The following is a 13,349-nucleotide window of genomic DNA, read 5'->3' on the forward strand; positions in this document are numbered from 1 at the left end:
TGTATTATTAAAAGCCAAAACATCTTTCAACAATTCTATTGATACATATTATTTATTAGAAGATATGGAAATAGAAATACTTCACGTTCTTAAACGTTTTAAAGCCGTGCTTATTCAAAAAAATGAAACTGTTGAAGCAATGCAAGGATATCTCATGAAATCTCTTAAATCTGAATTCGCTGAAGTGCATACCCTTAATAAGCGTCGTGATAATTTACCAATCACTTCTTTATTTAATACTTAATTAAAACTTTGTTGGCCAACTTTATATTCAAGGAAATATAATTATGTACATAGATGGGTCTAAAATTTTTCGGTTTTAGTCCCATCTTTTAATTTTTCAATTTCATTTTCTCTTGATCTTGTTTTTGCTTATATAAACATTGTAAAACTAATATTTTTGATACTATCTTCAATAACTTATCTGTTATTTTATTCAAGTGCAATTCCAAGTATTTGTAGGTATGATACATTATTTCTTTTTATATTTATTGGGTTTATTTGTATTAATGTAGTTGGCATACATCTTTAACAATTCTTCTGTTTCATCTGGACTTAAATGCTCACATTCAAAATACTTTTCAAGCATCGCGCCTTTTCGAATCAGTCTATGTGCTCTTTCTTTTCTATCTAAATTTTTTAATCTATGCTTTCTTAATTCTGCTTTTTCAATTTCAGCATTTATTTTTTTGAGATTTTTAAAATCATTCATCGTATCACTTACTATTCTAGTTAATTTTGTCTTCTGTTAAATTTTCCTTGTTCTCGTCGCTACTATTTTGTTCGATATCTTTATTAAATTCTCCAATGACTTTATCCATGATTTTATATAATTCATCACTAGAGTTGATCATATTTAAATCAAGTTTATTTAAAAAATAGCCACCAATTTTATTAGATAGTTGTTCTTCTTGTTTTTTCTTTTGCTCTTTCAGTTGTTCAATTTGTTGTTCTAATTGACTTAATTTTGTAATATCTGTTTGTTTGATTTTAGACATTAAAAAACTCCCTTAATTTATCTATATAAAGCATATCATAATTCATTGGGTAAGTCGCATATTCATGGTATAATATAACCAGTTCTTAAGACACTGCCCATTTACATGCAAATTAAAAATTGGCATAAAAATGGGCAACCCTAAAGGTTGATTATGATAGTTCCCACAGGGGTTTAAATTCAAAAAAGAGAGGAGGTAAAATCATGGAGAAAGGTTACTTTATGTTGAGAGTGACTAACATTAATCGAGCAACAAAAAATATCGTTGCATCAGCATCTTATCGTTCTGACGAAGCATTATATAGTGAACGTACAGATGAAAAAATTAAGTTTAGAAATCATACAGTAAAACCTGAAAGCATGATTTTAACCCCTCAACATGCGCCTGATTGGACGAAAGATAGACAGCGTTTGTGGAATGAAGTCGATAAAGTTGAAAAGCATAATGCGAAAACTAAAAACCCTAGATTAGCCAAAGAAGTCTTGTTAAGTTTACCTAATGATTTTGATAGAGAAGTACAAACTGAAATAACAAAAGATTTTATAAAAAGTGAGTTTGTAGACAAAGGAATGGTTGCTGATATTTCAATTCATAGAGATGATATGAACAACCCACACGCCCATGTTCTACTGACTCAAAGACCTTTTAATTCAGACGGTACTTGGGGGAAAAAGACAAAAACAAGAACGCAATATGATGAAAATGGCCATGCGATTTTAAATAAAAATGGTAATAAAGTTAGAAAGCAAGAACGATTTGCCGACTTTGATTTCAAAGAAGTTCGTAAGCATTGGGAATTAAAATTAAATCAATATTCAGAACATGAACAAAGTTTAAGACGATATGATAGTCGTTCTTTTGAAGAACAAGGTTTAGAAAAAATAGCTGAAATTCCACTGACAAGAGAAGAATATAGACTAGAACAAAACGAAAAAAAACGCTGTGAAAAAGAGAGTATCGAGTACAAACCCGTTACTTATTATGGACAAAAAAATGAACAAATTAGACGATATAATCGTGGCGAAGTATCACAAGTATTTAGTGATAAAGAGAAAGAACAAGCACAAAATGAAATTAGATTATTTATTCAAAATGCTAACGATCAAGTAAGTAAAAATGAACAGAGTTATTCTGTTTTATTTGATAGATATAAACATGATGTTGGCTATTCAGAGGCGAAAGAAACCATGAAAAATACGTTTGATAGTGCGTCTACCTTTGGTCGTAAAATTCAAAATGACTTACTCAAAAATGAAATTAAGAGACGTCAATTAGAATTTTATGCAAACAATTATGATATTAATTATCAATTTAGAAGAGATATTGAAAGCAAAGGATATAGTCAACAAGAGTTTATTAACACTGTTAAATCTAATTATAAAGAATTACTCAATGAAAAGAATAAGTTAGAAAGCAGAGAAGAAAAACGTAAAGAAATTTATCAATCAGCTAAAGATGTATATAAAACGGAAATCGAGAAAAATAATCTAATCGTTCAGCAAATGTACCCTAATTCTCATAAACAATTTAGTAATGATGAGAAAGCATTTATTGTTGATGAGGCACAAAAAGGTAACATTATTAAAGCATCTCATGTTCAATATCTATTCAAACAAAATAACAATATTCCTACTGATGTATTTGTAGAAGATACTTATAAAAAAGCAAGTAAGGATATTTTCTTTAGTGAAAGAAATCTAAAAAAACTAGAAAAAGATAGCTTTGAATATAATGTTGAGTTGCAATTTATTAAGGAAAAAGAAAAAGAAATTGATAGTTATAAAGAACATATTGATGATGATTTAAGAATAGATATAGGCGATAAAAACTTTGAAAAAGTCAAAGACCAAACACCTAATGAGAAAGTTCAATTACTTATCAAACTTGAAAAATATAACAATGTCGATCAAAAAGAAGTTATCGAAAAACATATTAATCAAATAGATAGAAATGATAATGACAATCATATTGAACATGAAAATGAACAATCTAATCATATTAATTTACCAACTATAAACGCTAGTGACTTCCTTATATATTATGCGAATGAAACTGAAAAACAAAACAATATTAATCATAAGAAAAAGAAGAAGAAACAAGATAGAAATAACCAAATGAGAAGATAGTAGGCCGTTGAAATGATATAAAGTTCATTTTTTAGTAATAAGAAACTTAAACAAATGTAGTACATTGATTTTGTTTTAAAGATAACACTGAAATTCACGACTATATACGGGATTTTAACTTATCAAACAGATTGAAACAAATGTCGGCATAGCGTGAGCTATTAAGCCGACCATTCGACAAGTTTTGATTTTGTTAAGGGTTCCGAGACTCAACGTCAATAAAGCAATTGGAATAGATAAATCTTATTTCGTTTCTGGAATATTCCATTCAATTTCTACTATGTTTTCTTCACTTCCGTGGCTCTCTGATTTTATTTCTTTGAAAAACATTTCTGCTATTCTACCGTGTTTATTTATTAGTATTCCTAAATCTTTTAGATTAAAGTCTCTAGACCTGCTACTAGTATTAAGTTTTTTTACTACTTCATTAGGACTTTTTAAATTTTCTTGTAATTCATAATAAATATCATTATCTTTGTAATTTTTTATTTTAGCTACTTTTATTGTATCTGTTTTCATAATTCTTGCTATTTCATTAGAAGCAACGTCTAATATCATTTCGAATTCGTATGATAATTCTCCAATTGTAAATCTTCCGTTGTTATTTGAAGGATCTAATTTTTTACTCCCTCTTTTTTTATTATTTTTGTAATATATTTCTTCGATTGCGTGATTTTTTTGATTTAATGCTGTGAATAAATTTTTGTTATTTGGGTTTTTTTCGGTTTTTTTAAGTATTAGTTTTTCTCTTTCTTCTTGGATGATTGGAGTATTTGTACTACCTTTTCTTATAAATGACAGACCTTTGGATAAAGACGATTTTGATTTTTTTATTCTTAGTTCTTTTTTTAATTCGTAAGGTGTTTCTAAATTATTAGAGTTTATAGCTATGTAACCTATTTTTTCGTCATTATATTCTATTTGGCCGGTCTCTATTTTAGGTCTTGGATTTATATATTCATCAATAATATTTTGGTAATGTGCATCATCGAACATGTTTTTTTTAAGTCCTATTATTTCTTTGTTGTCATTTATTCCAAATACTATAAATTTGTTTTCGTTATAAGCTTCTAGACTATTTAACATAGCAAGTATATCTTTAATAAGGTCGCCCTTTTTTTCCGTTGCATACTCTTTTAATTTATAGTCTAACTTACTATTTTCGTTTGGCAGTGCCTTTAAAATTTCTTTGATTTTATTTTCAATAATCATGATTTTTTTCTCCTTGAGTTTTATACGAGTGAAACGAGTTTCTTCTTGTACTGATAATCAATATTTTTTATATTAGACAGTATTGTATAGTGAAGTGTATCTTATTTAAGTGTTCTATAAACTGTTGTAGTACTGACACCTACTTTTTTAGAAATTTCAGCAACTGTAAGTTTTTTTTCTATGTATAAATTTTTAATTTGCTTTTTGATTTCATTAGATATTGAAGGTCTTCCTACATTACGCCCTCTAGATCTTGCAGTCTTTAATCCTATTTTTGTTCGTTCGCTTGCTATGGTGGATTCATTTTCATTAATAGCATACAAAATAGAATAAAACATATCTTTAGTCTTTTCATCACTAGTAGATATCTTCATATCTACTATATCTAATTTAATATTTTTCGTTAGTAACCATTGTGAAAAAAGAACAAATTCTTTAGGTGTTTTACCTAAATGTTGAAGATTATTGACGACTAGTGTGTCATCCTTCTTTAAAAAATTTAAACAGTTACTTAATTCATCAAGTTCTCCGATATTTCTATCTTCACTTTCAATGAATATACAACTACAACCATAACTTCTAAGTTTAAGTAACTGTAAATCGATTGATTCACTTTTAGGTAGCTGACGAATATAACCAATTTTAGACATTAAATTATCTCCTTTAGGACGTAGTAAAATTTGAAGTTATATATATTTTACTAAAATCAAGTTTATTATTTTTGCTTTTTGATATTTATATAGACGTAAAATGACTTATCAGAAGTTATATGTAACTCACCCATTACAGATGATATAATATAAAGGTCGCCTATCTCTCAGGCGTCAATCTAGACGTAGAGAGGAGGTGTAATTATGCTTGATAACTTTGTTCACATCATGACCACAGCAGCGAGTGGTTGTATCGTCGCATTATTTGCGCATTGGCTACGCAATCGCAACGATAAGAAAAAATAGGCGACTATAGTCACACCTAAAAATCCCCTCACTACTTCCGATAGTGAGGGGATTGGTGTATTATGCTTAATAACTTTGTTAAGTAGATTATAACACTGGCTGGTAGAGAAATGCAAAAATCATTTAAGAATTATACTTTCTTTCTCTTTTTTATAAGTATCTTTATGGTATTAATATCAAAATCAAAGGCTTACTTTAAATTATTTATAAGGGTTGCATAGTCTTTGTTTTTACCAAACAATGAAGACGTGCCCAAAACAAAACCTTTCACCCCTTTAGTTGATAAATTATCAATACGCTCAGGGGATATAGCACCATCTACTAAAACATCGTAATTAAAGCGTGATTTGAAAGACATTTCAACTAATTCATCTATTTTATAATCAACGTAATTTAGATATTTTTGTCCAGCGAACCCTGGGTTTACAGTCATAATCATTACATAATCTACAATGTTTAATAAAGGTTTAATAGATTCTATAGAAGTTCCAGGGTTAAGTGCAATTCCTGCTTTAATATTTTTCTGCTTAATTTTCTGTAATGTTCTTGCTGGATGCATATCAGCTTCTGGGTGTATATAAATAATGTCTACCCCTATATTTGCAAACAAATTTATATGATTATTAGGATTATTAACCATTAGATGAACATCAATTGGTTTTTTTGTACTTTTTCTAATAAATTCTAAGTCTTGTAGCCCCATTCCAAAATTTGGAACAAATTGCCCATCCATAATATCTATATGATATCCAGTGACGCCTGCTTCCTCCAAGTTGCTTATCTCAGTAGATAAGCTTCCGAAATCTGCGCACATCATAGAAGGTAATAGCCATTTTTCCATAATAAAACTCCTTTATTAACGTTATTATTCTATATTTGTATGGTTAGGTACCGTTCTTCAGTAATATTGTTTCTTTCAATTAATTGAGTTATTACGAAGTCTAATAATGATAATTGAAACTGTTCGAAAACACTCCACATAGGCTGTATAGAATCTAATTCTTCATTTTCTTTCATTGTTTTTGCTTTAATATTTATAATTAAGTAGTTCTTTGTAGCAATGTTTCTTTTGGAAAAGCTGTAAAAAATGCAATTTCTGCTTCTGATTTTTTCACATCATTAACTAATGCTTCCACAGTCGATAATTACCCAGTTCCCGAACTATTAATAAAAAATCATCTTTATTAATAGCAAGTGTGGTAACATCTCCAATGATATGTACTTCATAACCCAAATCCATAAGTCTCATTCCAAAAGCCTTTAACATTAACATTTTCCTACCTAAACCGTATATAAAGACTCTATTTTTTGTTCTATTTTCTCAATTAAAGATAGAATTTCGTTATTTTTTACTGAATTAAAACTTTCTGTATAATTCATTTAAAATATCTTTTTTATATTATCCAATAATTTCATCCTTAATTAGAATTTTGGTCCTTTTTAGATATTGCTTTAAAATACCAGAAGAAAAATGAAATATATACAATTACAGCTATAACAGCTGGAATAACTAGTTGAATATCAAATGTATTCCACGCATTTCCAACTAGCATTCCTAACATTTTTTCTATTGGATCAGAGTCTACAGAAGAAAACATTTGACCATCTGATAATCCAGAAGGGAATTCTCCAATTTTTTTAGAAGTATTAGTAAGAAAACTAGAAATCATTGTAGCTGCCCACAAAAATAATGGTAATAGAATAGTTCCAATAATGGTCATCCTAATGACTTTACCTTTAGTTATTAATAATAAAGCTGGTACTAAAACTGTTAATAAAATACCACCTAACGGTAAAACGTTATTTCCAGGTAAAAACATGGCAATAAATAATAATATAGGTGCTAATATGTTCACAACTGCCCACAGTTCAGCACTTGAAGCAAGGATCGGCCAATCAATACCGATGAACAACTTACGTCCTCTTAATTTTGAACTCATAATAGAACTGATTCTGTTTGATAGTGGCTCAATAGCTGGCCCAAACCATCCGCCAATATAAGCGAATAGCTCTAGAACAACCCCTGTGGTGAAACCTAGAGTGAGAACATCTTTTAAAGATTGTTGTCCTAAAACACCAATGAATGCTCCCAAGTAAACGCCTATAGCGAATTTACTTCCCCAAAATCCAATTTTCTTATTTAAAGTTTCAGCATTAAAATCAAATTTATCAATAAAAGGTAAAAACTTAGTGATAAATATATCTATGACAAAAACAAAAGGTGCAATTAAAAGACTGGGATGTGCTGTAGTTGTAACATTATTCTCGTCATAGTTTAAAACCTTATTAATCGAAGGTTTAAGAACGTCTGAATTCTTTAACATTAAAGTGTAAATCATAATGACAAATAGCGATGTAATTATCATGTTATGAGCATAGTACTCAACTAATAATCCAATAATAGATATATTCCAAATATTGAATAAATCAACATTTAAAGTTTTAGTTTTGTTTGTAAATAGCAATAATAAATTAACTATTGTACAGATGAAAGCAAAATATAAAGTATAAATAGAACCCCATGTGATAACAGCCATCGGCGCCCAACCTAAATCTGTTATATGTAAATCAACGCCTGTTGATTTAACGAAATCTTGTAAGGCGGGTCCTAATGCTTCAGTCAAAAGAGATATTGCAGCCGTCATACCGGTTAGTGCAATAGCCATCCGTATGCCACTTTCTAAAGATTTAGAAAATTTAACTCCAAATCCTAATGAAAGTAAAGTTATAATAACAAACATTATAGCGGGACCGCCTAAACTGATAAACCATTGAAATAAGTTATTTATTTGTGACAATATTTTACCCTCCTTGTAATCGGTTACAAAAGAGGTATAGGTTTATAATAAAACAGAAATGCTTTATTTTCAATGCTATTTGACAAAAAAATTAGAGAGCATTACAATTAATGTAATCGGTTACAAGAGGTGTATTTATGGCTACAATTAAAGATGTTGCAAAAATGGCTAATGTTTCCACGGCTACTGTTTCTAGAATTATAAACAATAAACCGGGCGCAAATATTGAAACTGAAAAAAGAGTGAGAGATGCTATAAATTTGTTGAATTATGAACCAAATAACATTGCGAGGTCTTTATCGAATAAAACTTCAAATTTAATCGCTTTAATCATCCCTAACTTAAACAACCCATATTTTTCAGATTTAGTAAATATTATTGAAACAGCAGCTAACAAACATGGTTACAAATTATATCTATGTAACAGTAATGATAATGAAGATAATATAGCGTATTTTCTGAAAAGCATTATAGATAATTATATACAAACAGTTATTATCAATTCTTTAGCAATAACAGAAAAAGATATAAAGTATTTAGAAAAACATGATATAAATGTTATCACGATTGATAGAACGAATGTAGATAACCAACCTAATACAATTTCAGTTGATCATTTTAGAGGAAGCTACATTGCTACAGAACATTTAATCAAAAACTGTGAATGTGAAAATATATTATTTATGTCGGGTGAAATAACAGAAAAATCTTCTGCTAGTCGTTTTAAGGGATATCAAAGTGCTATGCAAGAATATTTGTTAAGTCACCAAGTCCAATTGTTAGAAGGGAATTTCACTTATAAATCAGGATTTGATTTGGCTTATAACACTTTAAACCAAAAAAATGATGTTCATGGGATTGTATGTGCTAATGACGCTATGGCAATAGGGGCAATTAGTGCTTGTCACAAACTAGGTATTGAGATACCTAATCAAATTCAAATTATTGGATATGATAATTGTGATTTATCTCAATATTCTACTCCTAGCTTGACTACAATTAATCAATTAGATAGCAAAATTGGAGAAATAATAATGAATTCAATTAAAGAAAATAAAACAATACAATTTGAATATACTCCTGAAATTGTTATTAGAGATTCTACAAAAGCATAAATAAAAATAGGGGGAGAAATAATGACTGAAGAAATTATAATAATGGGAAGTATTAACCAAGATGTATTTATTACTACAAATGAATTCCCTAACTATGGAGATACTGTATGGGTGAATTCAATTAGTAACCAACCAGGGGGAAAAGGAGCAAACCAGGCTATTGCTCTATCTAGGATTGGGAGTAAGGTGAAATTCATAGGGGCAATCGGAAACGATGATCATGGTAAAAACATGTTGAATAATTTGAAAAATAATAACATTGATATATCTAACATTCAAATTATAGAAGGTACAAATACAGGAACTTTTATCGTTGTTCTTGATGAAAATGGGCAGAATACTATGCTAGGAACACTAGGAGCAAACAGTAAAATGGGACTAAATAACATAACAAAAGTTTTTAGTTCAACAACGTCAAAATACTTTTTATTGCAACTTGAAACTAGTAAAGAGTCTATACTACATGCTTTAAAATTAGCGAAAAAGAAAGGCATTACTGTCGTTTTAGATCCTGCTCCTGCAGATGGTTATGACGAATACTATTTAAGTTATGCTGATATAATTACTCCTAACCAACAAGAGGCAGAGAAAATATCAGGCATTAAAATTGAAGATGAGCAATCAGCTTTAACCGCAGCTCAAATTATTAGCGAAAAAGGCGTTAAGACAGTTATTGTTAAATTAGGTGAACAAGGGTCACTAATTTATGATAATGGTAATACTAACTTTGTCCCTGCTTATAAAGTCAAAGCAATTAACACCGTTGGAGCTGGAGACGTTTTTGCAGCAGCTTTAACTTCTCATTTAAATAAAAGTAATTCATTAGTAGACTCTGTTAAGTTTGCAACAGCTGCTTCAGCAATAAAGGTTAGTGAAAAAGAAACACAAAAAGCAATACCTACTGAAGAAGAAATTAATTATTTTATAGAACAGCATAATTACTAATTTATAATCTTGATTATTTAGATATATTTTAAATCTAAACTTAATGTATCATAAAAAAATAAATTATTTAAATACATGTTGAGATACATAAATATAAATTAAACGAAGTGCTGTATTTTATAAGTACACTCTAATCACACATATAAGATTTTGTAATTATCACATTTATTACTTTACTGAATGAATTAGGATTATTTATATAATAAATATAAAGAGTCCAGAAACTTTATTTCTCGGACTCTCTTTTTTGTATATAGATATATATGTCAGTTTTGGTTTATAAAATTATTAAACTTCTTCTATAAAATATAGAAGAGTTTTAATTATTTAACAATAATTACAGGTATTTGAGAACGTTTAGCAACTTTATGACTTACACTACCAAGAACCATTTTTTGAAAACTGTTTAAGCCACGTGTACCTAAAATGATAGCTTGATATTCACCACTATTTGAAACTTCAACCACTTTATCTGTTGGAGTACCGTGAACAATTTTAATTTTGTAATTCACATTGTGTTCTGTAAATAAATCTTTAATAGATTGTAATTTACTTTCCCTTTTTTGAGTTAGATTAGTTCCTTGGTGATCATGTAAAACATCTGTTTTTGATTCTTCAATATCTACAACCGTAAGTATTGTGACAATTGTATAATCACCTATAAAATTTAGTAACTCTTGGGCTGCACGTATACTATTTTTTGAACCATCTGCTGCAAGCAAAATTGAATTATACATAAAAAACACTCCTTAATTTAAATGAGTTTCATTTAAATAACTTAGTTCTGAAATAATTTTTCGGCTATCTGCGTTTAATTTTTCAACATACACAATATTGTTTTTCTCTTCAAATTTCCTAACAATCGTATCAATGGCATTTACTGCTGAATCATCCCATAGGTGAGCGTGATCAAAATTCAACACTATGACACTATCTTCAATATTAAAATCAATTTTCTCCATCATAGAATCAATTGATACAAAGAATATCTGACCTTTAAAAGAAAAACGATGCTGCTTACCTAACTCTTTATAAATAACTTCAACTTTAGAAATTTTAGTCGCAAAGAATATAGCACTGAAAACAACACCTACAACTACACCGATAGCTAAGTTATGTGTTATTAATACAATAATAACCGTTAAAACCATAACGAATGCATCTGTTTTAGGTGCTTTTTTTATATACTTAAATGAATTCCAATCAACAGTCCCGATAGAAACCATAACCATTATCCCTGCAAGAATTGGCATCGGGATTTGAACGACTACACCACCGAGAACAATAATCATAAACATAAGTACAATACCTGCTGTAAATGTAGACAATCTACTATTTGCACCTGACTTAACATTGATTACTGATTGTCCAATCATGGCACAACCTCCCATACCGCCAAAGAAACCAGTAATAATATTAGCAATCCCTTGACCTCTTGATTCTTTGTTTTTACTACTGTGTGTATCAGTTGCATCATCTACAATTTTAGCTGTAAGTAGGCTTTCTACTAGACCCACAATAGCCATTGATAATGAATATGGGAAAATAATTTGAAGTGTTTCTAAATTAAAAGGAATGTTAGGGATTAAGAAATGAGGCAAAGTTTGCTTAATATTACCTAAATCACCTACAGTTCTTACGTCAGATCCTGTATACATATACAATGCTGTTAAAACAATTATAGCTATTAATGGGGCAGGTATAGCTTTATAAAATCTAGGAATAACATATACAATTAGTAAAGTTATAATAACGTATATATAAGTTGCTATAGATATATTAAAAATATGCTCTATTTGAGACATAAAAATCATAATACCCAATGCATTAACAAATCCAATCATAACTGGACGGGGAATAAATTTCATTAAACGACCGACTTTAAGTATTCCTAAAAGTAATTGTATTAACCCCATCAATATCGTAGCAGCAAAAAGATATTCAACACCATGTTCTTTAACTAAAGGTGTGACTAAAAGCGCCACAGCCCCGGTGGCGCCAGAAATCATTGCAGGTCTACCACCCACTATGGCAGTAACAGTAGCAATGATAAATGCTGCATACAATCCCACCATCGGATCCACACCAGCAATAATTGAAAACGCAATTGCTTCTGGTATTAATGCTAGTGCTACAACGATCCCAGCAAGTATATTCTTTCTAGGCTGATTGAACCATTCAGATTTTAATTTTTCAACCATCGCTTTCTCTCCTTTATATTAATTATACTGTAAAGTATAACATAAAAGTTTCATATGTATACCCCTTAATGAAACTATGTGTTATACTTTTTTATGTAAGGTGGTGTAATAAAATGAAATACGGCTACATTAGACCTGTAACAATAAATGACACTGTTACTGAACAAGCAAAGAAAATAGAAATATATACAAAAAATATTCTAAAAGAGACGCATGCTAATAATAAAAAAAGAAACGAACTAAATACATTATTAAATTCAAAATTAGTTTTTGGTGATACATTGTATATTACAGATTTGTGTATTATTGCAGATTCTACAAAACACTTAGTAGATATACTAGATTTACTTTCTGCCAAAGGAATTTCACTATATATAATTAATTTAAATAAAAATCTCATTGCAGATACCAATGAAAATTTTATAAAAACATTACATGAGATTACTGATTTTCAAAGCGACATTGTAAAATTTAGAACACGTATGGGGTTAGAGAATTATACAAGAGAAGGTAAACGTCTTGGTAGACCTAAACGTGATGATAAAAATTTAAGAGATGCTATAGAAATGTATATGAGTAAGAAATATACATTAGATGAGATAAAAGAAAAAACCAATATAAGTAGAGCCACATTATACAGACATTTAGATAAATAATACACTCCCCTTAGTTGTTAAATAAGGGGAATGTATATAGAGTATGAGTATTTTAATTATTATTTATATTAATAAAATAGAATACCTAAAATAATACCAATCAAAACAATAGCCCAAGAAGGAAGTTTAAAATACATTAATATTCTTTCCCATTTAAATAATTAGCTGTTTTAATCACTTCATCATAATTACGACATAAACGATTGCCTTAATAAAAATAGTGTGAGACTCAGACCAATAGTTACTTGTGTTTCTTTGTTGTTCGAAAAAAATATAAGTGTAGATATATAATATAAAAAGAGAGTGTACAGAAAATAACCATTTTCTGTACACTCTCTTTTT

The 13,349-nt window shown here is 29.1% G+C and carries 13 protein-coding genes and 1 pseudogene; 6 read left to right on the forward strand and 8 right to left on the reverse strand.

Annotation, left to right across the window (positions count from 1 at the left end):
* Window positions 1–244 (forward strand): annotated as a pseudogene (locus HMPREF3265_RS00510) (replication protein); the annotation flags it as partial.
* Between the two features lie 228 nt (window positions 245–472).
* Here the strand turns inward: HMPREF3265_RS00510 and HMPREF3265_RS00515 are convergent.
* On the reverse strand, window positions 473–712 hold the full coding sequence (locus HMPREF3265_RS00515) for a DUF3847 domain-containing protein (RefSeq protein WP_002497501.1): 240 nt from the start codon (window positions 710–712) through the stop codon (window positions 473–475).
* Between the two features lie 16 nt (window positions 713–728).
* On the reverse strand, window positions 729–998 hold the full coding sequence (locus HMPREF3265_RS00520) for a hypothetical protein (protein ID WP_002497502.1): 270 nt from the start codon (window positions 996–998) through the stop codon (window positions 729–731).
* A gap of 203 nt (window positions 999–1,201) precedes the next feature.
* On the opposite strand from HMPREF3265_RS00520, the gene HMPREF3265_RS00525 reads away from it, so the two are divergent.
* Window positions 1,202–3,124 (forward strand): MobA/MobL family protein, encoded by a 1,923-nt coding sequence (locus HMPREF3265_RS00525; RefSeq protein WP_002497503.1) that lies wholly within the window; start codon window positions 1,202–1,204, stop codon window positions 3,122–3,124.
* A gap of 243 nt (window positions 3,125–3,367) precedes the next feature.
* Here HMPREF3265_RS00525 and HMPREF3265_RS00530 read toward each other — a convergent pair whose 3' ends face one another.
* Together HMPREF3265_RS00530 and HMPREF3265_RS00535 are read right to left on the reverse strand one after the other, a co-directional pair.
* Window positions 3,368–4,336, reverse strand: coding sequence for an ATP-binding protein (locus HMPREF3265_RS00530; protein ID WP_002497497.1), 969 nt, complete (start codon window positions 4,334–4,336; stop codon window positions 3,368–3,370).
* A 101-nt stretch (window positions 4,337–4,437) separates the two neighbouring features.
* Entirely contained in the window at window positions 4,438–4,986 is a 549-nt protein-coding gene (locus tag HMPREF3265_RS00535; RefSeq protein ID WP_002499598.1) for a recombinase family protein, read from the reverse strand.
* Between the two features lie 204 nt (window positions 4,987–5,190).
* Here HMPREF3265_RS00535 and HMPREF3265_RS12325 point away from each other — a divergent pair, with 204 nt between their 5' ends.
* Window positions 5,191–5,292 carry a type I toxin-antitoxin system Fst family toxin gene (locus HMPREF3265_RS12325; protein ID WP_002497230.1) on the forward strand — a complete coding sequence of 34 codons (102 nt, stop codon included), beginning with the start codon at window positions 5,191–5,193 and terminating at the stop codon, window positions 5,290–5,292.
* Window positions 5,293–5,482: 190 nt separating this feature from the next.
* Here the strand turns inward: HMPREF3265_RS12325 and rpe are convergent, their stop codons facing one another.
* Together rpe and HMPREF3265_RS00545 are read right to left on the reverse strand one after the other, a co-directional pair.
* Complete coding sequence (rpe, locus tag HMPREF3265_RS00540; protein ID WP_225261181.1) at window positions 5,483–6,136, reverse strand: ribulose-phosphate 3-epimerase; 654 nt, start codon at window positions 6,134–6,136, stop codon at window positions 5,483–5,485.
* A gap of 574 nt (window positions 6,137–6,710) precedes the next feature.
* Window positions 6,711–8,090 carry a PTS transporter subunit IIC gene (locus HMPREF3265_RS00545; protein WP_002497491.1) on the reverse strand — a complete coding sequence of 460 codons (1,380 nt, stop codon included), beginning with the start codon at window positions 8,088–8,090 and terminating at the stop codon, window positions 6,711–6,713.
* 137 nt (window positions 8,091–8,227) lie between these two features.
* Between HMPREF3265_RS00545 and HMPREF3265_RS00550 the strand changes: the two genes are divergently transcribed.
* Together HMPREF3265_RS00550 and rbsK are read left to right on the forward strand one after the other, a co-directional pair.
* Entirely contained in the window at window positions 8,228–9,205 is a 978-nt protein-coding gene (locus HMPREF3265_RS00550; RefSeq protein WP_002497490.1) for a LacI family DNA-binding transcriptional regulator, read from the forward strand.
* A gap of 21 nt (window positions 9,206–9,226) precedes the next feature.
* Window positions 9,227–10,150, forward strand: a complete 924-nt coding sequence (rbsK, locus tag HMPREF3265_RS00555) for a ribokinase (protein WP_002497489.1) — start codon at window positions 9,227–9,229, stop codon at window positions 10,148–10,150.
* 323 nt (window positions 10,151–10,473) lie between these two features.
* Here rbsK and HMPREF3265_RS00560 read toward each other — a convergent pair whose 3' ends face one another.
* Window positions 10,474–10,887, reverse strand: a complete 414-nt coding sequence (locus tag HMPREF3265_RS00560; RefSeq protein ID WP_000282781.1) for a universal stress protein — start codon at window positions 10,885–10,887, stop codon at window positions 10,474–10,476.
* 12 nt (window positions 10,888–10,899) lie between these two features.
* Complete coding sequence (locus tag HMPREF3265_RS00565) at window positions 10,900–12,351, reverse strand: SulP family inorganic anion transporter (RefSeq protein ID WP_002455808.1); 1,452 nt, start codon at window positions 12,349–12,351, stop codon at window positions 10,900–10,902.
* A gap of 113 nt (window positions 12,352–12,464) precedes the next feature.
* On the opposite strand from HMPREF3265_RS00565, the gene HMPREF3265_RS00570 reads away from it, so the two are divergent.
* Window positions 12,465–13,007, forward strand: a complete 543-nt coding sequence (locus tag HMPREF3265_RS00570) for a recombinase family protein (RefSeq protein ID WP_000873698.1) — start codon at window positions 12,465–12,467, stop codon at window positions 13,005–13,007.
* The last annotated feature ends 342 nt before the right edge of the window (window positions 13,008–13,349 follow it).

This window comes from Staphylococcus sp. HMSC62B09 (assembly GCF_001839115.1).
Classification (GTDB): domain Bacteria; phylum Bacillota; class Bacilli; order Staphylococcales; family Staphylococcaceae; genus Staphylococcus; species Staphylococcus haemolyticus.